General features: G+C 47.4%; 24 protein-coding genes. 7 read left to right on the top strand and 17 right to left on the bottom strand.

Annotation, left to right across the window (positions count from 1 at the left end):
• Window positions 1-247: 247 nt before the first annotated feature.
• Complete coding sequence (locus QUA57_RS08535) at window positions 248-1606, top strand: FAD-binding oxidoreductase (protein WP_333060298.1); 1359 nt, start codon at window positions 248-250, stop codon at window positions 1604-1606.
• 132 nt (window positions 1607-1738) lie between these two features.
• Here QUA57_RS08535 and QUA57_RS08530 read toward each other — a convergent pair whose 3' ends face one another.
• From QUA57_RS08530 to QUA57_RS08515, 4 genes are all read right to left on the bottom strand, one after another.
• Window positions 1739-2122, bottom strand: coding sequence for a hypothetical protein (locus QUA57_RS08530; protein ID WP_333060297.1), 384 nt, complete (start codon window positions 2120-2122; stop codon window positions 1739-1741).
• A gap of 372 nt (window positions 2123-2494) precedes the next feature.
• Complete coding sequence (locus QUA57_RS08525) at window positions 2495-3385, bottom strand: ABC transporter permease (RefSeq protein ID WP_333060296.1); 891 nt, start codon at window positions 3383-3385, stop codon at window positions 2495-2497.
• Between the two features lie 891 nt (window positions 3386-4276).
• The gene (locus QUA57_RS08520) at window positions 4277-5299 is read right to left on the bottom strand and encodes an ATP-binding cassette domain-containing protein (RefSeq protein WP_333060295.1); all 1023 of its coding nucleotides are present in this window, start codon (window positions 5297-5299) and stop codon (window positions 4277-4279) included.
• A gap of 708 nt (window positions 5300-6007) precedes the next feature.
• Window positions 6008-6196 carry a hypothetical protein gene (locus tag QUA57_RS08515; RefSeq protein ID WP_015175516.1) on the bottom strand — a complete coding sequence of 63 codons (189 nt, stop codon included), beginning with the start codon at window positions 6194-6196 and terminating at the stop codon, window positions 6008-6010.
• Between the two features lie 177 nt (window positions 6197-6373).
• Between QUA57_RS08515 and QUA57_RS08510 the strand changes: the two genes are divergently transcribed.
• Entirely contained in the window at window positions 6374-6526 is a 153-nt protein-coding gene (locus QUA57_RS08510; protein WP_333060294.1) for a hypothetical protein, read from the top strand.
• On the opposite strand, the gene QUA57_RS08505 is transcribed toward QUA57_RS08510, so the two are convergent.
• Window positions 6519-7442, bottom strand: a complete 924-nt coding sequence (locus QUA57_RS08505) for a histone deacetylase (protein WP_333060293.1) — start codon at window positions 7440-7442, stop codon at window positions 6519-6521. The two genes, QUA57_RS08510 and QUA57_RS08505, sit on opposite strands and share 8 nt — an antisense overlap.
• 396 nt (window positions 7443-7838) lie before the next feature.
• Between QUA57_RS08505 and gyrA the strand changes: the two genes are divergently transcribed.
• Window positions 7839-10550, top strand: a complete 2712-nt coding sequence (gyrA, locus tag QUA57_RS08500; RefSeq protein ID WP_333060292.1) for a DNA gyrase subunit A — start codon at window positions 7839-7841, stop codon at window positions 10548-10550.
• Between the two features lie 59 nt (window positions 10551-10609).
• Here the strand turns inward: gyrA and QUA57_RS08495 are convergent, their stop codons facing one another.
• Both QUA57_RS08495 and QUA57_RS08490 read right to left on the bottom strand, forming a co-directional pair.
• Window positions 10610-10942, bottom strand: coding sequence for a type II toxin-antitoxin system PemK/MazF family toxin (locus QUA57_RS08495; RefSeq protein ID WP_333060291.1), 333 nt, complete (start codon window positions 10940-10942; stop codon window positions 10610-10612).
• The gene (locus tag QUA57_RS08490; protein WP_333060290.1) at window positions 10927-11121 is read right to left on the bottom strand and encodes a hypothetical protein; all 195 of its coding nucleotides are present in this window, start codon (window positions 11119-11121) and stop codon (window positions 10927-10929) included. The genes QUA57_RS08495 and QUA57_RS08490 overlap by 16 nt, the downstream gene beginning before the upstream one ends.
• Before the next feature lie 146 nt (window positions 11122-11267).
• On the opposite strand from QUA57_RS08490, the gene QUA57_RS08485 reads away from it, so the two are divergent.
• Window positions 11268-11924: a Uma2 family endonuclease gene (locus QUA57_RS08485; protein ID WP_333251045.1), complete on the top strand. Its 657-nt coding sequence runs from the start codon at window positions 11268-11270 to the stop codon at window positions 11922-11924.
• A 219-nt stretch (window positions 11925-12143) separates the two neighbouring features.
• Window positions 12144-13439: a ribonuclease D gene (locus tag QUA57_RS08480; RefSeq protein ID WP_333060288.1), complete on the top strand. Its 1296-nt coding sequence runs from the start codon at window positions 12144-12146 to the stop codon at window positions 13437-13439.
• Window positions 13440-13884: 445 nt separating this feature from the next.
• Here QUA57_RS08480 and QUA57_RS08475 read toward each other — a convergent pair whose 3' ends face one another.
• From QUA57_RS08475 to QUA57_RS08445, 7 genes are all read right to left on the bottom strand, one after another.
• The gene (locus QUA57_RS08475) at window positions 13885-14946 is read right to left on the bottom strand and encodes an NAD(P)-dependent alcohol dehydrogenase (protein WP_333060287.1); all 1062 of its coding nucleotides are present in this window, start codon (window positions 14944-14946) and stop codon (window positions 13885-13887) included.
• A gap of 164 nt (window positions 14947-15110) precedes the next feature.
• Window positions 15111-15887 carry an SDR family oxidoreductase gene (locus QUA57_RS08470; protein WP_333060286.1) on the bottom strand — a complete coding sequence of 259 codons (777 nt, stop codon included), beginning with the start codon at window positions 15885-15887 and terminating at the stop codon, window positions 15111-15113.
• Between the two features lie 89 nt (window positions 15888-15976).
• Window positions 15977-17572: a Na+/H+ antiporter gene (locus QUA57_RS08465; RefSeq protein ID WP_333060362.1), complete on the bottom strand. Its 1596-nt coding sequence runs from the start codon at window positions 17570-17572 to the stop codon at window positions 15977-15979.
• A gap of 65 nt (window positions 17573-17637) precedes the next feature.
• Entirely contained in the window at window positions 17638-18633 is a 996-nt protein-coding gene (locus QUA57_RS08460; RefSeq protein WP_333060285.1) for an aldo/keto reductase, read from the bottom strand.
• Between the two features lie 40 nt (window positions 18634-18673).
• On the bottom strand, window positions 18674-19765 hold the full coding sequence (locus tag QUA57_RS08455) for an alpha/beta hydrolase (protein ID WP_333060284.1): 1092 nt from the start codon (window positions 19763-19765) through the stop codon (window positions 18674-18676).
• 84 nt (window positions 19766-19849) lie between these two features.
• Window positions 19850-20377 (bottom strand): cyclophilin-like fold protein, encoded by a 528-nt coding sequence (locus QUA57_RS08450; protein ID WP_333251042.1) that lies wholly within the window; start codon window positions 20375-20377, stop codon window positions 19850-19852.
• Entirely contained in the window at window positions 20377-20772 is a 396-nt protein-coding gene (locus QUA57_RS08445; RefSeq protein WP_445304464.1) for a (R)-mandelonitrile lyase, read from the bottom strand. The genes QUA57_RS08450 and QUA57_RS08445 overlap by 1 nt, the downstream gene beginning before the upstream one ends.
• Between QUA57_RS08445 and QUA57_RS08440 the strand changes: the two genes are divergently transcribed.
• Together QUA57_RS08440 and QUA57_RS08435 are read left to right on the top strand one after the other, a co-directional pair.
• Window positions 20705-21073 carry a hypothetical protein gene (locus QUA57_RS08440; RefSeq protein ID WP_333060363.1) on the top strand — a complete coding sequence of 123 codons (369 nt, stop codon included), beginning with the start codon at window positions 20705-20707 and terminating at the stop codon, window positions 21071-21073. The two genes, QUA57_RS08445 and QUA57_RS08440, sit on opposite strands and share 68 nt — an antisense overlap.
• 226 nt (window positions 21074-21299) lie before the next feature.
• On the top strand, window positions 21300-21593 hold the full coding sequence (locus tag QUA57_RS08435; RefSeq protein ID WP_333060282.1) for an AraC family transcriptional regulator: 294 nt from the start codon (window positions 21300-21302) through the stop codon (window positions 21591-21593).
• A gap of 293 nt (window positions 21594-21886) precedes the next feature.
• On the opposite strand, the gene sufU is transcribed toward QUA57_RS08435, so the two are convergent.
• From sufU to QUA57_RS08420, 3 genes are read right to left on the bottom strand one after another with little or no spacing between them, the layout of a single operon-like run.
• The gene (gene sufU, locus QUA57_RS08430) at window positions 21887-22339 is read right to left on the bottom strand and encodes a Fe-S cluster assembly sulfur transfer protein SufU (RefSeq protein ID WP_333060281.1); all 453 of its coding nucleotides are present in this window, start codon (window positions 22337-22339) and stop codon (window positions 21887-21889) included.
• Window positions 22340-22346: 7 nt separating this feature from the next.
• Complete coding sequence (locus tag QUA57_RS08425) at window positions 22347-22952, bottom strand: nucleotidyltransferase family protein (RefSeq protein WP_333060280.1); 606 nt, start codon at window positions 22950-22952, stop codon at window positions 22347-22349.
• A 48-nt stretch (window positions 22953-23000) separates the two neighbouring features.
• A complete protein-coding gene (locus QUA57_RS08420) occupies window positions 23001-24140 on the bottom strand; it encodes an XdhC family protein (RefSeq protein WP_333060279.1) in 1140 nt (379 codons plus the stop codon).
• Window positions 24141-24543: the final 403 nt, after the last annotated feature.

Below are 24543 nucleotides of genomic sequence, written 5' to 3'. Positions count from 1 at the left end.
CAGTCTTGGAGGCCGAACTTCTATATGTAGGGTGCGCCGAACCGCGCACCTTACTGCTTAAAGAAAGATTGCAATTAGTATTTTATGTTACTAAGTTCTGCTTGAGAAAATATATAATATGAATTCCGGTTGCATTGGAATGATTAAACCGCAGAGTAGGCAGAGAACGCAGAGGAAGAGAACAGAGAGATGAATAATTCCGATGCTAACGGATTTGATATAATACTGCGAGCATAAAGGAAACAAAATGACTGCAACTGCGATTCAAAGTATTGACTGGGATGCTTTTTCTTCGGAACTATCGGGAATTGAAATAATTAGCGATCGCGCGCAAGTTGTCAAGCTATCTCAAGACTATTATCACTTCAGTCCAGTTTTGCAACCTCTCTTAAGTGATAAAACAGGAGATTTAGTAGTTCGTCCCGCCAGCGAAGCCGAAGTTTTACGGATTGCTGCAGCCTGCGTCAAATCCAAAATTCCGCTAACTGTTAGAGGTGCAGGAACGGGCAATTACGGGCAGTGCATTCCCCTCAAGGGCGGCGTCATTTTAGATACCAGCAAAATGAACAGTATTCGCTGGATAAAACCGGGTTTAGCTTGCGTAGAACCGGGGGTGAAAATGTCGGTTTTCGACAAACAAGCGCGAGAAACTGGTTGGGAATTGCGGATGGTTCCTTCAACCTATCGCACCGCAACGATTGGGGGATTTATCGGCGGCGGTAGCGGGGGAATTGGTTCGATAACTTACGGGCAATTGCGCGATCGGGGAAATCTTCATGCCGTTCGAGTCGTTACAATGGAAGACGAGCCCCGCGTCATCGAATTGCGCGGCGATGAAGTGCAAAAAGTCAATCATGCTTACGGCACAAATGGGATTATTACTGAGTTAGAAATTCCCCTCGCCCCTGCTTATGCTTGGGCGGAAATCATCGTCGCTTTTGACGATTTTATGACATCGGCTAACTTCGGTCAAGCTTTGGGCGATGCTGACGGAATTATCAAAAAACTAATTTGTGTTTGTGCTTGGCCGATTTCTGCTTATTTTGCTGCTTTCCGCGATGCAATTCCTGAAGGTAAGCACTGCGCTTTGTTAATGGTAGCTGAATCTTGTCTGGAACCGCTGCAAGATTTGGTACGCGAATATGGCGGCACAATTTGCTATCAAAAAAACGCCCAAGCAGCGAGCAAAGGTGCAGCAATTGCTGAATTTACTTGGAATCATACCACTCTGCACGCTCGCAGCGCTGACCAGTCTCTGACTTATTTACAGACGCTTTTTCCCCCAGATAAAGGTTTGAAGTTAATTGAGAAACTGTACAATTATTATGGGGATGAGGTGATGATGCACTTGGAGTTTTTGCGGATGAATGGCAGGGCGATCGCCGCAGCTTTGCAAATAGTTCGCTACACTACGGAATCACGGCTCAATGAAATTATTCGCTATCACGAAGAGCAAGGCGCACTGATTGCTAATCCTCACACTTATATATTGGAAGATGGAGGGATGAAAACTATTAATGTGGAACAGTTGCAGTTTAAAGAGTTGGTCGATCCTTACGGTTTGCTGAATCCGGGTAAAATGCGGGCGTGGTTGGAACGGGATTAAGGGCGAAATGATGTTATAACTCACGCAAGTAGCAAATTGAAAAAAGGTTTGTAGTTGCGCTTTAGCGCCGGCCGGCGCTGAAGCGCAACTACGAACCTAAAAAAGTCCTTACTGCCAACAAAACTTGTCAATTTAAGGGACGGGGGCGGTAATTTCTGCTGGTGCGATCGCCCCTTCTGAAGGTACAGCTTGCTTTTCCAGTAGTAGGCGTTGTTTGTTGCGAAATTCTGCGGCCGCATCGTTTAAATTTTTGCGCTGTTCGCTATTAAATTCTTCCATGCTGCGGCCGCCTCCCAAATTGGATCGGTGAATTAAATCAAATATTCCGCTGCCGCTGCTGCGGCCGGAAAATGGGTCGGTATTGTCTTGAGTTTGAAAGTCTCGCAGCGGTTGGGCATTAGTTAAACCGCTGGCTTGAGCGAAGCTTGCTTGAGGCGATAACAGAGCACAGGATGCGATCGCGCTTGCAGCAATCCCCATCATTAATTTGCCGGATTTGGAAGTTTTGGTGTTCATAATTTATTTGTTGAACTTTCAAAAAAACAATTCTATCTAAACAATATTCTGACTTGCGAATAAATATTATATTACTTCGCTGGGGCTAAGGGCACGGCATTGCTCTTCCTCGTTTCCACAACCAGCCTGGAAGCAGTGAAAAATCTCGCTTTGATCGGAGACCTGATCCCCCTAAATCCCCCTTAAGAAGGGGGACTTTGACCACTTCTTGTCCCCCCCTTTTTAAGGGGGGTTAGGGGGGATCAGGGCCTAATCGCCAAACAGCAGTCTCTGAGTAGGTTTGAAGTTAAGTTGACACGATATAGGGCATTGCCGTGTCCTAGAATTGACGGTGCAGGTGAAACGATCGCCCGCAGATTTGCCGCGATCGCCCTAAGCAAACCTGCGTCGCAGCAGCGGTTGAATGCTCAGCAGCGCCAGCAAATCAAACGCCAGCAGCACTAATAGCGCTCCTCCAAAGGTAACATTACCCCAAGGAGCTTGCATCACGACACTTGCTAGCGACCAATCGCTGTGCAGGTACAAATGGCGGATGGGTTCGATCGCGTAACTCAGAGGATTGAGAGTCACCACAACTTGCAGCCACTCTGGCATAAATGACAGCGGCGCGAGGGCTGTGCTGGCAAATAACAGAGGCAAGTTAGTAACAAAAATTACCGCAATTAATTCTACGTGACCGGGGAGAGCGAAGGCTAAACCCAGACTCAAGCCGGTGACACCCAAAACTAATAGTAGGACAATCAGGGCGATCGCCCCCAGTCCGGCAATTCCGGGGAATCCCGCGCCCAAAAACGCCCCCGCTGTAACGATCGTGCCGGTTTGGATAAAGCTGAGGGTGACGATAAAAATAGCCGAAGCTAGGACGATCGAAAATCGGGAAGCCAACGGCGCGACTAACAAGCGGTTGAGAAATCCGAACTCGCGATCGAACATAATCGGCAAACCGGCATTCAACGCCCCTGCAAAGGCAGTAAAAACGATTACACCAGCGCCGAGAAATTGCCCGTAATTCTGGCTTTCGCCGAACAAGCCTGCGGGAGCATTTTCAAACAGAGCTCCGAACAAAACCAACCACATCAGCGGCTGAATAATGCCTGCAACTAGCGTCGAGGGGCGGCGCTGCAATTGAATAAACAGGCGCTTGGTTAAGGCGAGTGTTTCTTGGATGAAGTCGCCCAGCAGGGAACTGGAAGTGTCAGCGGATGCCGTGGAGAGTGGCCGCTGCTGGTTGAGGTTGTTGGGGGATGTAACAGTACCGCTCATAATTGCTTGTTGTTGATTTTGACTGTTGTGATTATGTTTACGGGAAATATGTTGAAAGCGATTTTGGCAGGATGCTTTGATTATAGGCTATTTGGAGTTGAGAGGGCGGGGTAGCTGCTGCTATTGCTGTTCATCTAGTAGCTGGAATGAAAGGAGAAAATTGTAGTAAAATAGGTAAACGCTACATATTAATTTAGTTTCGGAACTCTTAACGATATTTGAGGAGAAATTGATGTCATCAAGTGCGATCACTACTTCGGTCAAAATCATGGAATCTTTGCCGAAAACTGTGAAAAATTTATTTTTCAACACCTGCAATAATTTATTGGCAAATTTAATATTACTTACTGTTTATTTGAATCCCGACAGTAAGTTATAAATTCCGGTTGAGATTGAAAGTCAACTGAAGCCCGGGGATAGATATACAGTTACTCTTACAGCAGATAGCACTGTTTTTCAGAAGCTAAAAGCAGGTTTTGATTGGGATGAGTTGCGGCGACGTAAAGACTCATTAGCACTCGATCTTAATCCGATGACAATCGATGAAATTTGTGAACTTGTCCGGGAAGTTCGTTGTAAAAAAAAATTCTGAAAGAGAGTCACAGCTATGAAACTCGATAATAATTGAAAAATAAACTCTTATGCCATTTGGGCAGTATGTTATATAAAACAATCCTGGATGCAACATCACAACAGACGGGGGCGACCACGAGGGATTGCCACTACAAAACGGTATATATAGAGGCTTTGCGTAAGTCCTATAATTGTCATCCTGAACGAGAGTGTTGCGATCTTCGTGAAGGGTTGCTCTGATAATGAAAATTTACCGTATTACAAGGACACGGCAGTGCCGTGTCCCTACAGATGCCGCTTTCCACCAGTGGGTATAATTTACGATCGCATCGCCTGTTTTTGCTCCGCCTTCAAATCGCGGTTGCTAGCAGCAGCCAACTCCGCATCCAACAGCGTCTTACCAGTCGCAGCCAAATACACATCATCCAAACTCGGCCGAGATTGAGCAATCCCAAAAGTAGGCAATCCCGCATCTTTTAAAGCTTGCTGAATAGTCACCAGCGCATCGCTTTGCGGTGTTACTACTAAATTGAGAGAATTTCCTTGAGCGGTATTGACAATTACTTCCTGCACAAAAGGCAGAGATTGCATCAGAGTTTTAGCTTTTTCGGCTTCTTCCATCGGCGAAAACTCCCGAATCCGCAGAGTCACCCGATCGCCCCCAACCCGATTTTTCAACTCCTCCGGCGTGCCCTCAGCAATTACCGTACCCTTGTCAATAATCGCCACGCGATCGGCCAAAGCGTCAACTTCTTCGAGATAGTGACTCGTAATCAAAACCGTCGTACCTTCTTCCCGCAAGCGGCGCAGGAAATCCCACACTACCACCCGGCTTTCAATATCCAGCCCGACAGTCGGTTCGTCTAACACCAAAACATCAGGCTGGTGCAGCAGCCCAGCAGCTAAGTCGAGGCGTTTGCGGATACCGCCGGAATAAGTACCCGTCTTTTTATTTTGCCACTCCTCCAAACCGAGGAGTTTCACCATTTCGTCAATCCGCCCTTTAATCGTATTGCGCGGCAAATGGTAAAGCGCTGCTTGCAGTTGCAGGAGTTCCCGCCCCGTCAGCACCTTATCGAGAGCAACTTCTTGGGCGACGTAGCCGAGTTTTTGTCTGGCAATTCTCGGCTGGCTGACAGCAGAAATGCCAGACACTTCAATGCGTCCGCTATCGGGCGCACTCAAAGTACAAAGTACCCGCAGGGTTGTGGTTTTGCCTGCACCGTTGGGGCCTAGCAAACCAAATATTTCCCCCGGTTCTACCTTGAAGGAAACATCTTTAACGGCTTCTACAGTGCCGTAGCGTTTCTGAAGATTTTCAATTAAAACGGCGGGAGCCATATATTTTGGGGATGAACTGGTTGTTAATATTTTGACACTTCCGGGCTCAAATTGCCGGAATGGTCGATCAACTAATGCGACTGGCTGTGCTGGTAACGATCGCACACTCCTCCTCAACCGGAAACTGCTTATAGTTTTGATTCTTAATATCAGTTTAAAAAATATTCACTTTAGAGCGGTTTTCAACCCTGATATAGCATTTCTCAATAAAGTGAGGTATGCCCTATGCCCACTGAGGCCTATGCCCACGGAGGCCTATGCCCGCTTATCAAGCGTGCACCTCATGTTACTGAGAAAGGCTATATTCATCAGTTTTCCCACTCTCCAATCTCCCCTCTCAAATCCAAAAAATTATGAGTTTTGAGTTAATTATAACTTTTCAGTTAGTAACTCAAAACTCACAATTGTTCAACAAGTAGAGATGCACCCGAAACCTGTTATTTTATAATTATCTCTACCTATAGGCTGATGTGTAGCGAGATTCTGATAATTAACACACTGGTCAAACACATCACACTTTCGAGCCCATTATTAAACACAAAAAACTTCCCGAAGTGGCAAGTTATACTTGTAATGAGTTCCCCAACAAATGTAACCGTATGCCCGTGCTTTCAACCCCGATAGTTATCAGTCATTACCAATTATTTAATCGAAAATCGCAAATCGAAAATGGTATTAACTCCCCTAAAGGGAGTGCCTGCCACGTCTTTAATCGACAATTTTTACCCAACCGCGGCGCACGTTGTACAGCAGTCGGTTGATGATGGCATACTCATCTTCGTTCAGTGTTCTTTCTAAGAGTGCAGATCTGAGCTGTCTCCGGTCGTGGCGAGTCACGACGCTGGAGAACATGACCTGACCAAATAACTCTTCGAGTGTCATTTGGGATACTGACATGATAAACCTCCTAGTTGATTGAGACAGATAAAATTTTAACAGGCTTGTTGTATTTGTATTATGCACTCTGGGAGTGACTTCAAAGGCGATCGAACACATTGACACGGTGTGATTTTTTGGTTAAAAATCTGTGACCAGGACTTTGATGCCAAGTGACTTGGATCTCTTAAAATTGTGATGCTTGTCACTGAAGTCAGAAGTCAGAGGGAAAAAGGCTATCAAGCGCGATCGCCAAATCTCAGCTTCGCCGATCGCCCTCAAAAACTCTCCATCCCGTCCTCACCGCTTCTCAACATCATTTTCCCCTATGCCAATTTTCCAGCTAATTGAGGCATCGGTCAATAGTCGCCACAACCGACTCGGCCAACTCTTTCAGCGCGTAACCCCCCTCCAAACCAAAAGCTATGCGGCGGGTGAGTTGCAGACAGTATCCGGTGAAAGTACCGAAATCTGATGGCATCAGAGTCATGCTCGCCAGCGGATCGGACGCAGTAGCGTCATAACCAGCGCTGACAATCAACAAATCCGGTTCAAATTTGGACAAAAAAGGCACGACAAGAGATTCAAAGGCGCTCAGGTATTCAGCTCTGCCACCGCCCGGATACAGGGGAATGTTCAGCACGTTGTCGTAAGCACCGCGCTCCTCGGCATCTCCTGTTCCCGGATAGCACGGAGATTGATGCAGGGAACAGTAGGCAATTTGCCGGCAGTTTTCCACCAAAGATTGAGTGCCGTTGCCGTGGTGCACGTCCCAGTCGAGGACAGCGACGTGGTTGATTCCCGGCTGTTCCAGGGCGTAGTGAGCAGCGATCGCAGCATTGGAAAACAAGCAAAAACCCATCGCGCGGGCGTTTTCGGCGTGGTGTCCCGGTGGCCTGGCCAGCACAAAAGCCGGTTCCCCCGCAGCCACCACTCGATCGACCCCATCGAGCCAAGCACTCGCCGCTAGCAGCGCTACATCGTAACTTTCAGCAGAAATCGGCGTATCACCGTCGAGGTAGCCGCCTCCCCGATGAGCCAAATGTTCGACTTCTTTGATGTATCTTTGCGAGTGAACTTTTTTGATAGCCGAGAACAGTTGTTGTTCGCGCTGCGGCACTGGGGTGGGCAGTTGCCACTCAATTTGAGCTGCCCAAGGAGCAGCTTTCAGAGCGTTGACGATCGCCGTTAAACGTTCTGGTCGCTCTGGGTGAAGCATTCCAGTCTTGTGCAGCAAGAAATCTTGGGAGTAGATGACGGGTAGCATCAGCAGATTTTAGAGTTAATATTTGAGATTTTAGATTTTCTGTTTGTTTCAATTCGGCCTTCGGCTGTGTGAAATTAAAATTGCTATCGAGTAACCATTTTAATTTCTTAGAGGAGCGTCAAAAAAACTCACGAAAGCATGAAACCCTTCAGCCTAAAAAAACCTTTTTAGCTTTTGCCAACTGCTGACAAAATTACCAACTGACAAATTATCAATTGTGCTTGTTTCGTCCCTTAATTTTTCTGGCAACTTTCCCATAAAGTCCAAGGCAAATTGTGATATAATTTCAGGAGTAATTGGCAATATTTGGCAGCTCTACTGAATCCAAACCGATTTTATCGCATTTTTGAGATTTATAGCGGTCAAATTTAAATTTTTAACGGAGTTTTTCAACCTATGAGCACCTCTGAGTCGCGGATAATCCCGACGGATCTGGGTAATGAGATGTCCCGATCGTACTTGGAATACGCCATGAGCGTAATAGTCGGTCGGGCGCTACCAGATGCCAGGGACGGTCTCAAGCCCGTTCACCGACGCATTCTCTACGCCATGAACGAATTGGGCTTGACTCCCGATCGACCTTTCCGCAAATGCGCCCGCGTCGTGGGGGAGGTGCTGGGCAAGTATCACCCGCACGGAGATACAGCGGTTTACGACGCCCTGGTGCGGATGGCTCAGGATTTCTCTATGCGGGAACGCCTGATCAACGGCCACGGCAACTTCGGCTCCGTTGACAACGACCCGCCCGCTGCCATGCGGTACACCGAATGTCGCCTCACAGCTTTGACGAGCGACTCCATGCTGCGCGACATCGACTCCGAAACAGTTGATTTCGGCGACAACTTCGACGGTTCACAGCAAGAACCCCTCGTACTCCCGGCACGCATCCCCCAAATTTTGCTCAACGGTTCCTCCGGGATTGCTGTAGGGATGGCAACCAACATTCCGCCACACAATTTAGGCGAAATAATTGACGGTTTAGTAGCACTAATCCACAATCCAGCAATTACCGACCTGGAATTGATGCAGTACATCCCCGGCCCGGACTTTCCCACCGGAGGGCAAATTCTGGGCAGAAGCGGCATTCGCGATGCTTACACCACCGGTCGCGGTTCGATTACAATGCGCGGAGTCGCCGGCATTGAAACCATTGAACATCCGGGCCGCCCCGACAAAGAAGCAATTATTATCACCGAATTGCCTTACCAAACAAACAAGGCAGCCCTAATTGAGAAAATTGCCGAACTTGTCAACGACAAAAGATTAGATGGAATTTCCGACATTCGCGACGAAAGCGACAGAGACGGAATGCGCATCGTGATCGAACTCAAGCGCGACGCCTATCCCCGCGTCGTCCTCAACAACCTCTACAAACAAACACCACTCCAAGCCAACTTTGGAGCCAATATGTTAGCGCTAGTAAATGGGGAACCCCAATTACTTACGCTCTCCCAATTCCTCAATGTCTTCCTAGACTTCCGCATTGAGACAATTACTCGCCGGACTCAATACGAACTCCGCAAAGCAGAAGAACGCGATCACCTTCTGCAAGGCTTATTAATTGCTTTAGAAAACTTAGATGCAATTATTCACCTAATTCGCGCTGCTGCCGACTCCGCCGCCGCGAAACAAGAATTGATGGATAATTACGGTCTTTCTGAACAGCAATCCGACGCAATTCTGCAAATGCAGCTCCGGCGTTTGACAGCATTAGAAGCGCAAAAAATTCAGCAAGAACACGAAGAACTGCGAGCTAAAATCGAAGATTTGGAAGATATCTTAGCGCGCCGGGAACGCATCTTAGAAATCGCCGAAGTTGAAGCAGTCGAAATCCAAACAAAAATCGCCACTCCTAGACGCAGCGTCATCGAGCACGCCGAAGGAGAAATCGATGAAAGAGATTTAATTGCTAACGAACAAGCAATTATTCTGATCACAGAGCAAGGCTACATCAAGCGGATGCCTGTCAGCACTTTCGAGGCCCAAAGTCGCGCTACTCGCGGCAAAGCAGGCGCGAAAATGAAAGAAGACGACGGAGTAGAACATTTCCTTTCCTGCTGCGATCACGATAGCGTTTTGTTCTTCAGCGACAGAGGTGTAGTTTACTCTGTCAAAGCTTATCAAATCCCCGTCTGTTCCCGGACTGCCCGCGGCACTCCCGTGGTGCAACTGCTGCCGATACCTATAGAAGAAAAAATCACTTCTATGGTGTCAGTCACAGAATTCACCAGCGAAGAATACTTGGTCATGCTGACTCGCGGCGGCTACATCAAGAAAACCGCACTTTCGGCTTTTGGCAACATCCGCACTAACGGATTAATCGCGATTTCTCTAGAAGAAGGCGACCAACTGCGCTGGGTGCGGAGAGCAAAAGTGGGCGACAGCATCATCATCGGCACGCGCCAAGGGATGGCAATTCATTTCCGCACTAATCACGAACAGTTGCGCCCTGTCGGTCGCGCGACGCGGGGTGTAAAATCGATGAAATTGCGATCGGGCGATGAGTTGATCAGCATGGACATATTGCCCAGTTCAATTGTTGCCGAAATTGCTGAATTGGAAACTGAAGATTCGGAATTCGAGGGAGCTAATATTGCTCAGTTAGAAACTGAAGATTCGGAATTTGAAGTAGCAGAAATTACTGACATAGAAACTGAAGATTCGGAATTGGAAGATGAAGAATTAGAACTGCAATCCGAGGAAATTGAAGGCGAAGAAGCCGAAGGAATTACCAAAAGTAGCAGCGACGTTCCTTCGGTGTTGGTAATCACCACCAACGGCTATGGCAAGCGGGTTCCAGTTTCTCAATTCCGCCTACAAAGACGGGCTGGCAAGGGATTGACGGCTACTAAATTCAAGTCTAAAAAGGCTAAAGATTACGTAGCTGCGCTGCGAATTGTCAACGAAGATGACGAGTTGATGATCATTACCAACCGAGGTATTATTATCCGTCAGGCTGTGAGTGCAATTTCTACTCAATCGCGCACAGCAACGGGTGTGCGGGTGCAGCGGTTGGACGAGGATGATTCGATCGTAGCTGTGGCTTTAGTGCCACCTGCTGGTGAAGAATCGGCCGAAGAATCCGAATCTGAGGAAGTGGCAGAATAGTCCTAGGTTAATAGTTTGTAAGGTACGCAGCGCGTACCTTACTGCTTAAATGTACAGAATTACCGCTGAAGTATCTCGACTATCTTAGCGAGCGCCTCATTCAACTTCTCAAGTTTAACCTGACCCGCTTTATATAGTATGATGCCTCGGTCTGTTGTAAACAAGCGATTAGGTCTAATGTTGCTATTTTGGTTGAGTCCCCCCTCACTAAAGTCGCTACTTTGAAGGGCAATAGCATAACGATCGCTAATAATCTGGCTAGTAATCTGACAAAGAATTAGATCCTTTCCCTCTAAAGTGGCTAGAATTAAAGCTGGTCTGCGCTTGGCTTGCGTTAAATCTGAAAATGGGAAGGGAACCACAACCACATCACCTTTTACAAATGTTGCCATGCTTCATCCTCCTCCGCTGTCAACCAGTCTTTTTGCAGGGAAGATTCACTTAGGAGGCTATTTTCTAGCTGGTCTTTTTGATATTTGTTTTTGAGAAATAGCAGAAAATCCCAAACCTCTTCTAATATGAATTCTGGAATATTTTCCATTTCTTGGAGTAATAATTCTTTAGCACTCATTGTATTTACCTCTTATAAAAATAAGACAGGAATTTATTGAAAATAATCTTCCCTCGTCTACAATCATACATAGTGACAAGTGAAAAATCAACCATCTATCGTCAAAAGTATTTAGTCAAAACTCAAATAAATTTTCCGGTGAGGTAATGATGAGTCAACTCCAAACCAAACTACTAACTGATACCTGGGTTACAGGGACTTGGGATGAATATATAGAAATTATTAAACAGCCGGAGTACGCTCGAGCAAAATGCTACTACTACAACGGACAGTTGAGGATTGAAATGGCAGCAGTCGGGGCTGATCATGCTGATGACAAGGGAATTATCGTCATCTTAATCAATTTATTTGGCATTGCTAAAGGTATAAAAATGAGACTGCTGGTCAACTGTAGCTACGCCAAAACAGGTGTCAGAGGCGCTCAACCTGATGCTTCTTACTACATCGGAGACCGGGTACAAACGGCACCTCGCGGCAGTTCAGTAGTGAATTTAGATAGCGCAGTTTCCCCAGATTTAGCAATTGAAATTGCCGACAGTTCTCTCGTGGACGATTTGGGGACAAAAAGAATGATTTATGAAGAATTAGGAGTGTCTGAATATTGGGTAGTAGACGTACAAAAAGCGCAAGTTATTGCTTTCAAAATAATTGCTAACCGGGGAAGCGAACGGCTGACGGAATCTCAAGTTTTGCCGGGGCTAAAAGTTGCTTTATTAGAGGAAGGTTTGCGCCGCAGTCGCCAGACGGACAATACAGAAGTAGGCAACTGGTTTTTAGAGGAAGTTCGCGGGAATCCTCAATAGTGCGATCGACTGCATTCTTTTTTTAACGGGAGGCTAGAAACCCGGTTTCTACGAGTTTTGCCAACAGCAATGAGAAATATAGGAAGAAACCGGGTTTCTGAGGTTTGCGTGTCTCCAGGACACGGCAATGCCATGCCCGACGCTTGAATCGTTGACAATCGAGCTAATAATTGCTATAGCATAAGAGAATCAAAAAGTTAATAGCAAAAATCTGTAAAAATGCCTTATTTAACCGCAGCAAACGACATCAAAGCACTCATTACTAAATTTGCCCAAGCTAAAATCCTGTGGGTGGATACAGAAATAGCAGACTATAAATCAAACCCCAGATTATCTCTGATTCAGGTGTTAGCTGACTCCACAGATGCGACGGGAGATGCCACTTTTCTACTAGATGTCTTGGATCAACCAGAATTGGCAAAAGATTTCATCAACCAAATCATGGTCAATCCAGATATTGAAAAAGTTTTGCACAACGCCAGCTATGACATCAGATTTCTGGGCAACGACGACGCTCAAAATGTCACTTGCACATTAAAAATGGCGAGAAAGATTCCCACTTACATTCTGCCATTACCTAATCGACAACTCAAAACTTTAATAGAAACACTTTGTGGCATTGCTTATGTAGATAAAACAGAACAAAGCGGCGATTGGGGCAAGCGTCCCCTGACCGAGAAGCAGCTAGAATATGCCAACATGGACGCGGTTTATTTAGCTGGAGTTCATCGCCGCCTGGTAGATATCCTTGCCCAATGTTACCCCGAACCCGCAACGGAAAACTTGACAGCATTGGGCGAAAAATATCAGGAAATAGAATCTCAGTGGAAGCCGCTAGATTCAGAAATCGCTGAAGTGAAAGAACGCATTAAAGCAGGGATGCTGGCCCAAAAGCTCAAAGACAGTTCTTATTTTGAGCTTTCCAGTTCGATAGCTATGAAAGTAGATTTTCTCACCCTGGCAAGACTGACGCAAACTGAGGGAATTGAGTTAAATTTTCCGGTAACGCTGACGAAAGAAATTCAAAAACAGTTAGGACAACTCGTCACTGATCCATCTTTGGAAGTTGAGGAAATTGCTAGTTGGCGGTTGAATTCTAATGTACAGCAGCGGCGAAAATCTACTAAGAAAATTGTGCCGGAACCGGAGAGTGAGGATTTAACAGTATTGGGGGAAAGGTACAAAGAAATTTGGCCTGAATGGAAGTTGCGGGATTCTGAAGTTGAGCATCTGAAAGAGCGCATTAAAAAAGCAATGTTGGTGCAAAATCAGGAAAATACTCCCCATTTTAAGTTGTCCAGTTCCTCGATTTTGAAGGTGGATTTTGCTAAATTGGCAAAACTTGCGCTATCTGTGGGAGTTGAGTTAGATTTTATGGTGACGCTGACTCAATACATCCAAAAGCGGTTAGGGGAAGCGATTAACAAAATTGATGTGCAAATTGAGTATATTACGAGTTGGCGGATGACGGCGAAGAATGTGGAAGAGGAAGATGATGATGACATCCCTTTTTAACTACTAAAATATCATGTTTCCTCTCATTTTTCTGTGTTATCAGGGGTCTGGAAGCGTGAGAAAGAGGTCTAGAAACAAGGTTAAATAAGGGTTGCAGCCTGTATACCCTTTTGATAAAAGCGAGGTTTATTACGAGTTAAATTCATTAACTATTGTATAAATTCAGAATATTTATCCACATAATTCACCCACTGCTCTCCATCTTGCGCCAACGCCCAAGGTACTCCGTCTGCGGTATTTTTTGCTTTGTTCTTTAGGCGGAACTTCCCCGCTTTGGGGCACGGCTGTTTCATTCTCAGAAAAACCAGGATTTTGTAGGGGCTATGCTAAGAGTGCCCGCCCAGGCCCAGACACGATAAATTGGGCATTTCAGCGATCGGGGCAACCACGAGGGTTTGCCCCTACAAGAGAATGAAACAGCCCTGCCTTCTAGGGACGGCCTGAGTTATTCAGATTTCAGAGATGCCATATCAATTACAAAGCGGTACTTCACATCGGACTTGAGCAGTCTTTCGTAGGCTTCGTTGACTTTCTGGATCGGGATGACTTCGACATCGGCAGTGATGTTATGTTCACCGCAAAAGTCGAGCATCTCTTGGGTTTCCGCGATGCCGCCGATCATAGAGCCAGAAAGACTGCGGCGACCCATAATCAGGCTGAATGCTGCGACCTCCAAGGGCTTTTCAGGCGCACCAACCAGGGTGATGTTACCGTCGAGGCGGAGCAGGTTGAGATAAGCATTAATGTCGTGCTTGGCGGCGACGGTATCGAGGATAAAATCGAAGCTACCAGCGTGCTTTTGCATCTCGTCAGCATTGCGGGAAACAACAACTTCATCGGCACCTAGGCGGAGTGCGTCTTCTTTCTTGTCGGGGGACGTGGTAAAGGCAACGACGTGTGCTCCCATTGCATGAGCAAGCTTCACGCCCATGTGCCCCAATCCGCCCAGACCGACCACACCTACTTTCTTACCCTCTGTGACTCCCCAATGACGGAGTGGCGAATACGTGGTAATGCCTGCACACAGGAGTGGCGCAACTCCAGCCAAATCGAGGTTTGGGGGAACGCGCAGCACGAAGCGTTCATCAACAACAATGCTATCGGAATAGCCACCATAGGTGACTGGAGCAGTCTTGTGCTTGTCTGGGGAGTTGTAGGTTAAGATCGCATTTTGGCAAAACTGCTCAAAGCCAGCTTTGCAATGGGGACAGGTACTATCCGAATCGACCATACAGCCGACTCCCGCTAGATCGCCGGGCTTGTACTTCGTCACTGCAGAACCAACTTGAGTGACCCGTCCGACGATCTCATGACCGGGAACGATCGGGTAGGTCGTGGACATGAAATCGCTCCACTCGTCACGCACTGAATGTACGTCAGAGTGACAGATGCCGCAGAAGAGGATTTCGATCTGTACGTCGTGTTCGGTTGGATCGCGCCGTGCGATCGTGTCGGAGGCTAGCGGTGATGTTGCACTGGCTGCGGAATAAGCTTTCGTGTTGTACATGAATCAATGCTCCTAGCTGTTTACGTTTGGTATATGGTACTGTTCGTCGCTAATGTCGCCTACCGCCTGCAGGGCGATATGAGTCATCGCCGTTAACGGCAGTGGCGATGGCGATCGTGCTTTTTTTTTGTCGTGCGGTTAAGGTTTGATTAGGTTGGCGACGATTACTGCACCGTTTGTCCACCGTCGATGACCATAGCGTGTCCAACCATGAAGGCAGCCGCGTCCGAACACAGCCAAACAACTGCCGCAGCGATCTCCTCAGGCTTGCCCATCCTTCCAATCGGCTCCTCCGCAATTACCTGCGCTCGCCCTTCGTCCGTGCCGCCAGTGAAGCGACCCATCATCGGGGTGTCGATGTAGCCGGGACAGACGGCATTGACGCGGATATTCTGGGCGGCGTAGTCTAGGGCTGCCGCCTTGGTGAGACCAATTACGCGATGTTTCGCGGCAGTGTATGCGGGGCTGCCCTTGATGCCGATGATTCCTGCCCCCGATGAGGTATTGACGATCGCGCCACCACCCTGTTTAAGGATCAGCGGGATCTCGTGCTTCATACACAGGAAAACGCCGCGCAGGTTGATGTCGATGATCCGGTTCCACTCCTCCTCCTCGTACTCCGCGGTCGGAGCCGCATTCCTCGGCTCGATGCCCGCGTTGTTGAAGGCAAAGTCCAGCCGCCCGAAAGCCTCAACGGTCTTGTCCAGAGCCGCCTTCACGTCCTCTGTTCGCGTCACATCGCACTTGACGGCGATCGCCCGACCACCCAGTTCTTCGATCGTGCGTGCCGTTTCTTGATTGCCCTGTTCTGAGATGTCAGCAACCACCACGCTGGCACCTTCACGGGCAAACGCCAGCGCCGTAGCTCGACCGCTCCCGCTCGCTGCTCCGGTCACAAACGCAACCTTTCCTATGTAGCTTCCATTCTCGTTCGTTGTCATTTTTTACTCCTTTAATTTTTCACACCTAACCCGCTGGTTGCGCCCGTGATAACGGCTTTTTCTTTGGTGTTGTTGCTCATCATTTCTCCTTACTCAGCGTCGGATTCCTGTAAACCGATTTCCCGAACTTTGAATTCTTCCACATCGATCAACAAGAGATACTTCCTGATCAACTCTTCGTCAAACTCGGCATGGCGATTCATTTTGTTCAATAGATTTCGTCGTTGCTCCAGCACTTCCAGGTAGATGGATTGATAGCTTTTTAATGAGTTTTGCCAGACGAAATTCGATTCTTCGAGTTGGCGATCAAAAAACTTTAGATCGATGTCGAGCTTCGAGAACAAATTATCCAGGTGTTCGTTTCGTGCCCGCTCTCCGCTGTATTTTTCTTCTAAAAATCGAAGTGAAGCTAGCGCTAATTTCTTTTGAATGATGATTTCCTGCTTTTGTTCAGGGATAAGAGTGAATCTATCCTTGAGGTTGACTTTGCGGATCAGCCAGGGAAGCGTTAATCCTTGAAACACCAGGGTGATGAGAATGACGATCAACGTGATAAAGAGAATAAGGTCACGATAGGGAAACGGCTGTCCTGTTTGAGTCAGGAGCGGGACAGAAAGTGCAGATGCCAGCGATACCACACCGCGCATTCCTGCCCAGCCGAAAATCAGCGGACCTCTCCATCCCGGATTTGGGTCTGACACCGTGATAAAACGGCTCATGAATCTCATCAGAACAGAAGTTCCTAATGTGCAAAGCAGCCTGGTTACAATCAGCACGAAAGCGATGATCAATCCGTACCAAACGGCACTACCTAAACTAATGTTTCCAAGCTGCCGGATGACAAACGGCAATTCGAGTCCGATGAGCAAAAAAATCAACCCGTTCAAGACAAAAACCAAATTCGTCCAGACATTTAAGCCTTCAACCCGGCTCCGATAACTCAGCAGACTATTGCGCTTGCTGGATAACAGAAGCCCACCGCTGACGACCGCTAGCACGCCCGAAACATGAAAGTGTTCGGCAAAATAATACATGCAGTAGGGCGTGACCAGGGATAAAACGATTTCGATGCTAGACGTTGTGGGCAACAAACGATGAATGCCGTAGAAAATCAACCCGACAACCAGTCCGATCAGAATTCCCATTAGAATAACGAGAACGAAGTTGACGGCTGCCTCTTGAAATTGAAACTGACGAGTGAGAACTGCCGCCAATGCAAAGCGAAACACAATCAGCGACGAGGCATCGTTGAGCAGGCTTTCGCCTTCGACAATGCTCATCAGCGATTTCGGCACATTGACCCGCCGCATGATCGTCGTTGCGGAAACGGCATCAGGCGGTGAGATAATACCACCCAAAAGAAAGCCCAGCGCTAACGTAAAACCGGGAATCAACGCACTGGAGACAAAGGCAATCACGCATGACGTTAAGATGACGATCGGAAACGCAAACCCGATGATGAGCCCTCGCCATTTCCAGAATTCTTTCCACGAGACTTGCCATGCTGCTTCATAGAGTAGGGGTGGAAGAAAAATCAGGAAAACCAGTTCCGGATTGATGGTGATAGTTGAAAACGGAGCGATGAAACTCAGCGCGAGTCCACCCAATACAAGCACGATCGGGTAAGCCACTCGCAGCTTATCAGCGATCATAACCAGTCCGAGAATGATCGAGATGAGGCAAATATATTGAATGAAAATGCCTTGTATGAGGTAAATGTTGAAGTGTGAAGAACAGCTATTTTCCCTCCTTAGCGATCGATCAATTGCTCCATCTTTTCGGGGTATCTTGCCCCTTGTACCTCAATCCTTGAGGCAGCATCATTAATGTCGTGTAGATCGTCGGGCGTGAGTTCGACCGAGACTGCCTCAATGTTTTCCTCTAGGCGATGCAGCTTTGTGGTGCCTGGAATCGGTACGATCCAGGGTTTCTGAGCCAGTAGCCAGGCAAGCGCGATCTGAGCCGGGGTCGCCTGATGCCGTTGCCCGATCGTACTAAGCAAATCAACCAGCGCTTGATTCGCTTTCCGAGCTTCTGGCGCAAAGCGAGGGATGGTGTTGCGGAAGTCGGACTGATCGAGCGTCGTGTTTTCGGTGATCTTGCCGGTGAGGAAGCCCTTTCCCAACGGGCTAAATGGAACGAAGCCAATTCCGAGTGCTTCGAGGGTCGGTAAGATCTGGGCTTCAGGCTCCCTCCACCACAGCGAGTATTCACTTTGCAGCGCCGTCACGGGTTGAACGGCATGAGCACGACGAATCGTTTGTGCACTTGCTTCAGACAGTCCAAAGTGCTTCACCTTGCCGTCCTCGATCAGTTCCTTTACCGCTCCCGCCACATCTTCGATCGGCACGTTTGGATCAACTCGGTGCTGATAGAGCAGGTCGATCGCCTCAACCTTGAGTCGCTTGAGTGAACCCTCCACAACTTCTTTGATATGTTCGGGCCGGCTGTCCAACTCACTCCACCTCGATTCGCCGTTAGAAGCAGGTTTGAACCCAAACTTAGTGGCGATCGCGACTTGGTTGCGGAAAGGGGCGAGCGCTTCGCCCACCAGCTCTTCATTGGTGAACGGACCGTAAACTTCTGCGGTATCAAAGAATGTGATCCCCCGATCGACGGCTGACCGAATCAGTGAGATCATCTCCTGTTTGTCTGCTGCTGGACCATAGGAAAAGCTCATACCCATACAGCCCAGCCCGACCGCCGAGACTTCTAAATTGCTATTTCCAAGTTTGCGCGTTTGCATTGTTTGAACTCCTGTCTTTGAGTTAAAAGTCAGAATCTGCTTACCGACTGAGGTGCTGATTGAAAAAGGACGCAAGCTTGTCCCATGGGATGAGGTTCACCCGGTCGTACAAATCGACATGTCCTGCGTTCGGAACAATGTAGAGTTCCTTTGGCTCGGCTGCCCGCTGATAGGCGTCTTCGCTGAACTCCCTCGAATGCGCGCTGTCACCTGTGATGAACAGCATGGGACGGGGCGAAATCGTCTCAATGTCATTGAACGGGTAGAAGTTCAGGAATTTGACGTTGCCGGTCAGCGTCGGATGCGTTGTCAGTTGCGGCGACGAACCTTCGGGGGTGTATTCGCCCCTCGGAGTGCGGTAGAAGTCATAAAACTCACGCTCAATCGCGGTGGAGTTTTCATTCAGTTCATGCACGGTTCCGCTTGTGTATTGGGTTTCGCCGCCCGTGAACTCCGCATAGCGTTGCTGGGCCGCCGCTGCGATCGCTTGCTTCCTCTGTTCGAGGGTCGTGGAATGCCTCAGCCCGTTGCGATTAGCCGCACCCATGTCATACATACTGACCGTCGCAATAGCTTTCATGCGCGGGTCAATCTTGGCGGCGCTGATGACGAAGCTGCCGCTGCCACAAATCCCAAGACCGCCAATTCGTTCCCTGTCAACGAATGGCCGGGTACCCAGAAAATCGACCGCAGCACTGAAATCCTCGGCATAAATATCGGGCGAAACAACGTTGCGGGGCTGCCCCTCACTCTCGCCCCAGAAGGACAAATCGAGGGACAAGGTGACGAATCCCTGCTCAGCCAGCTTTTGGGCATATAGATTTGCGCTCTGTTCTTTGACTGCGCCCATTGGGTGTCCGACAATGATTGCTGAATTCTTGGCGTTCTGATCTAAGGCTTTGGGAATGAATAGATTCCCGACAACTTGTATGTTGTATTGGTTTTTGAACGTAACTCTCTGCATAGTCACCTGGTTGCTCTTATAGAAGTTGTCCGCCCCCTCGACTACAGCGGACTGCTGCGCGAGTGCTTGGGGGTTATTTCGCGAGACGTGTGTTTTGTCGAGTGCAAATGTCGCCGCTGTGCAGATTGCACTCATCAAGAGGGTTGGTATTAGAATGCGGTGTTTCATTGACTTCTCGATAAGTATGGGTTTATCTAGCAGGTTCGCTTTGGTTCGATAGTCGTCGCAAGCCGTTTCATTTCCGTACCCTCTTTATTGCGATTGCAGCTCGATCGTCACTTCTACAGAACCAGGCACATTCAATGTCTCGATGTCACCGTCAATTTTTCCGAGAATAACCAGTCCGTTTGAGTATCCAAAATCGTTGTAATACATCGCCAAATTCCCCCAGGGAGCGTAATAAGCAATATCTCCAACCGCAGGATCACTGCCTGGAGGGGCATCTTTTGTAGATAATCGTCTTGGCAAATTACTAATTTTTTCGGTGTTCGCCTGGTCTTCCAGCGTCAGCGTTAATGGCAACAGGGAAATAAAATCCTGAGTGGTTTTGCTGTCAATCAACGTAGCTGTAATGACTTTGTTTCCGACCTTGATGTTTATCTTCATCCTGTTTGGCTGCTCGGTTGATAGTTCAGTTGGCATTTCTGACGGGGCGCTGCTAGGCATCCTGTTATCGGCACGGCAGGCTGAGGAACTCAGGGACATTGCTAAAGCGAGAACCCCAATCACGATGCTCTTGTGGCAGTTTTTCCCCTTGGTGGAGAACCTTCTCAAAAGCATTAGGATCTTGCTTTATATTGCTCGTCGCTGACCTGTTCCATCCAGTCCACAGGGCTACCGTTGAGCGCCTCGTGAATGGCAATATGAGTCATGGCTGTAGTTGCTGTAGCTCCGTGCCAGTGTTTCACACTTGGTGGAATCCAGACGACATCACCAGGTCTAATCTCCTGAATTTGACCACCCCACTGCTGAACCCAGCCAACTCCAGCCGTCACAATCAGGGTCTGCCCCAAGGGATGGGTGTGCCATGCGGTTCGGGCACCTGGCTCGAAGGTGACACTTGCGCCAGATGCGCGTGATGGATCGTGCACCGGAAAAAGAGGATTGATGCGTACAGAACCCGTGAAATATTCGGCAGATCCTTCAGTGGAAAGCTGCGAACCGTTCCGCGTGATTTCTACGGTCTGTGGGCGATCGCCAGATGAGACTTGTGTACGACCTGCCTGCGCGAACCCCAAAGCCAATAAGGAAAATGCTATAACACGCATCGTGAGCCGTTTCATTTCTGTTCCTCCATGTTTGTGCTTAGTCATGCAAAGCTTTCCCACAGCGACCGATGCCTGCCGTGTATTGGAGGATGCTTCTGGTGCGATCGTGAGAAAGCTTAACCAAACAAATTTGAGTTTTCTCTTGAAGAGAAATCCAGACGCTTACAATTCGCCGGAATCGTTTTTCATTGCTTTAGCCTCATTCTAAGAATCCTCAAGGGCAAGCAATAGAACGATCGTCTAAGATTGTTGTACAATCCTGCAAACTTAGAAATTAACGCTGCCAAAACGAGTGAAAAGTCCGCTAGGTCGTTAATGAACGACCAGCAGGCTCTTCGCGAGGCAGACAGAGCACAAGTCCACAGAGACGAACTGACGAATAGCCTATTGCACAGGCGATTCGTCATGATGGGACAATTGAGCCGCTCAAAGGATTGCACTTCAATCCCTCCTCCTCACCTTCGGAATGCGTTAATAGTGTCTCTATCCCTGCCATTTGTGTCATTGCTGAGGGCAGCAAAGAAATGCTTCTGAGCAGCGCGATCTCGCTTCTGTACGACCTGATACATTCTCTGCTTGCTACGATCGAACTGCCGATTGTCAGCCAAATTGTTGAAGAGTCCAAAGCGCAACCGTACCTTAGCCTTAGCCTCGATCTCGACCCACACTTGTCGGTTCAGTCACGGTTGAGGCGGGCGATTTCTCCCCACAAAGGGGTGCCAATGTAAAAGCGATCAACGTGATATCAACTCCGCTAGCTGAGGAATTGTAAAATCGAATCAACAGTCAATACTCAACTATCATTCAGTTTTTCGACCCCCCCGTTAACAGTGAACAGTCATTAGTCATTAGTCAACAGCCAACAGTCAACAGCCAACAGTCAACAATCAACAGCCAACAGCTTTGCCCGCTCGCTTCGTCGAAGGGTCAACAGTCAACAGTCAACAGTCAACAGTCAACAATAATTCCGATGAACCGGAATTGATATGAGTCCATTGGATGTGCCTCTGCTGGATGCTGGCTATACCTGTTCATTCCTAGTTTCAACCGAACTCAGCGCCGCTTTGAGGGTATGCCAAGCCAAAGTTGCACACTTAACCCGCATCGGATATCGGGAAACACCTTGCATGATATTGAGTTTCTCCAACGGAGGCTCAAACTGAGTATTTCCCGCTACCATCTCGCGGAACTCTTCTACCATTAAAAGCACCTGTGAAATAGTTTTACCTTTGATAGCGATCGCCATTAAGTCAGCAGAAGCAAGGCACAAAGCACAACCTGCACCTTCAAATTTAATATCTGCAATTTTACTTTCTGCTTCATCTAGTAGCAGCGTTAAATCCACCACATCACCGCAAAAGGGATTTTCTCCTCGGTGTTGACGGTGTACTGGGTCAGTTTTTCCTTTGTTTTGCGGTTTTCTGGCGTGTGTCAAAATTACTTGTTGGTAAATTTGGCGATCGTTAGTTTTCATAATTTATTCACTCTTTAAAATTCTTTAATAGCAACTGCTTGTAATCGTCCGGGGTATCAATATCAATCGCCGCTTCTGGTATTAGCAGAATCAATCCTGTATCTATATATTTTTGTATTAACGCTTTTGCACCTTTATCTCCTTCAAGCTGCATCAGTTCTGGAAATAAGGCATTGCTAAACAGGGCAGGCACGCCTGTAGTTTCGTTATACTTTGAGGCAATAATTACTTTTTGCGTTTCTTGATAAGACTGAATCAATTGATTGAAAATCTGGGTAGAAACTAGCGGCTGATCTGCAAGTGAGATGATAACTGCATCAAGTTTAGAGTTAGTTTTCAGTAGCATACTAATACCAGCGCGAATAGAAGAAGACATTCCCTCTTGCCATTGGGAGTTCTCTACAACTTGCACGGCCTTTGGCATTAGTTCCGGTTTAATTTGTTCTGCATAAGCTCCCAGGACTACTATGATAGGTTGGCTCATAGAAGCTAAGGCAACTTCAACCGCATGGAGTATCAGGCTGCGTCCTTGATAAGAAAGCAATTGTTTTGGTCTTCCCATGCGGGTTGCAGCTCCAGCAGCGAGAATAATTAGACCAATTTTAAATACCATACCCAAGTTTTGAATTTTTGATTATTAAGAACACACTCGTATTAGCCATTAAATTTTTGATAAGTGACTATTGATTGAAGCATGAATTGGTACAGTGCGATTTCTTAAAAAACCACCTTGATGCTTTGCTGTTACTGCTTGAATTTCAGCGATAATCGCTAGAGCAATCTCTTCGGAATTATCTGCCCCAATGTCGAGTCCCACCGGACTATATAAATTTTGTTGCTGTTGTGGAGTGGGGATAACTCCTTCTTGTTGTAGTTCTTGCAATAATCGGGCTGTTCTTTTCTTAGGGCCAAGTACACCTAAGTATTTTAAGCCAGAAGGCAATAACACTCTCAGCAATTCCAGGTCGTCTAAATAATTATGAGTCATAACTACAGCAACAGTACGCTCATCTAGATCGATTTTTTTTAATACATCCTGAGGAGAACAAAATTTAACTCGATCGGCTTCTTGAAAACGCTTTCGGCTTGCTTCCCGTTGGCGGTGATCGACTACAGTAATATGCCATCCTAACTGTTTGCCAAAGCGAACAACGGGAAGAACGTCATACCCAGCACCCAAAATTACCAGCGACAGCGGCGGCTGAATGACTTGAATAAAAACTTCAACTTTCCCGCCTGTTAACTGATATTGTTTCCCTACCGAGGTTTTCTGTTGAAGTGCTGCTTGTGTATCCCTTAAAACCGCTGCTGCTAATTCCTCATCGCTGATGTGGTTGATGATATCTGAATTTATTAGCAAGCGATCGCCTATTTGAGATTTGCTTTCACCCTCTATATTAAATACAGTTGCAATAGCGCTCTCAAACCGAGCATCAAGGCATTTGTGGACAAAACTAATTTGGTTCGGCTCGTTTACTGGCAACGATTCAATCAAAACATAAGCAATGCCTTGACAGCCAAGCCCCAATCCCCAAATTAAATCTTCCTCGGAGGTGGAGTCATACTTAACCACACAAGGACTACCAGTGTTCATTACCTGCTGTGCTTTCTCAAATACATCACTTTCCAAACATCCACCGCTAATTGCACCTACTATCAAGCCATCTGCACTCATCAACATTCGCGCACCAGGACGGCGATAAGTTGAACCTTCCACTTTAACTAAAGTTGCCAAGGCTAGCTTTTTCGTGGTGTCTTTTACTTGCTCTAAAGCAGCCCTAATATCGTGTATTTCTTTCATGGCTCGGCCTAAAAATTTTTGTATCTCACTGTTTAAGTTTGATTATAAGGACTTCAGCATAGGGCACGATATAACGATACTTGCAAGTTATTGTACAATCCTGCAAAATTCTTCTTCTAAACTAATCATGGGACGACCTGTAAGCTGCTACGCATCTAAATTGAATAAAGAAACGGGCAGGATGCCCGTTCCACAAGAATTGTAGAAAAATTGACTGTCAAATTAGATGCACAGCAGCTTAAAGCTTTGGTTTGATGACTTTTAACTTACTTGCTTGTCCCTTTCTTATCCCGAACTCACGTTACATAAAAATCGCACGGCTCAGACGAACCCCCAAATCGGCATCCGGATTTGTCGTAGCGTCACCAAGCCGCTCTTGCAGCACTGCAACTGCTAAGTCCCG

Source organism: Microcoleus sp. Pol7_B2 (assembly GCF_036701035.1).
Classification (GTDB): domain Bacteria; phylum Cyanobacteriota; class Cyanobacteriia; order Cyanobacteriales; family Microcoleaceae; genus Microcoleus.
This window is presented reverse-complemented; position numbering and strand designations above follow the sequence as displayed.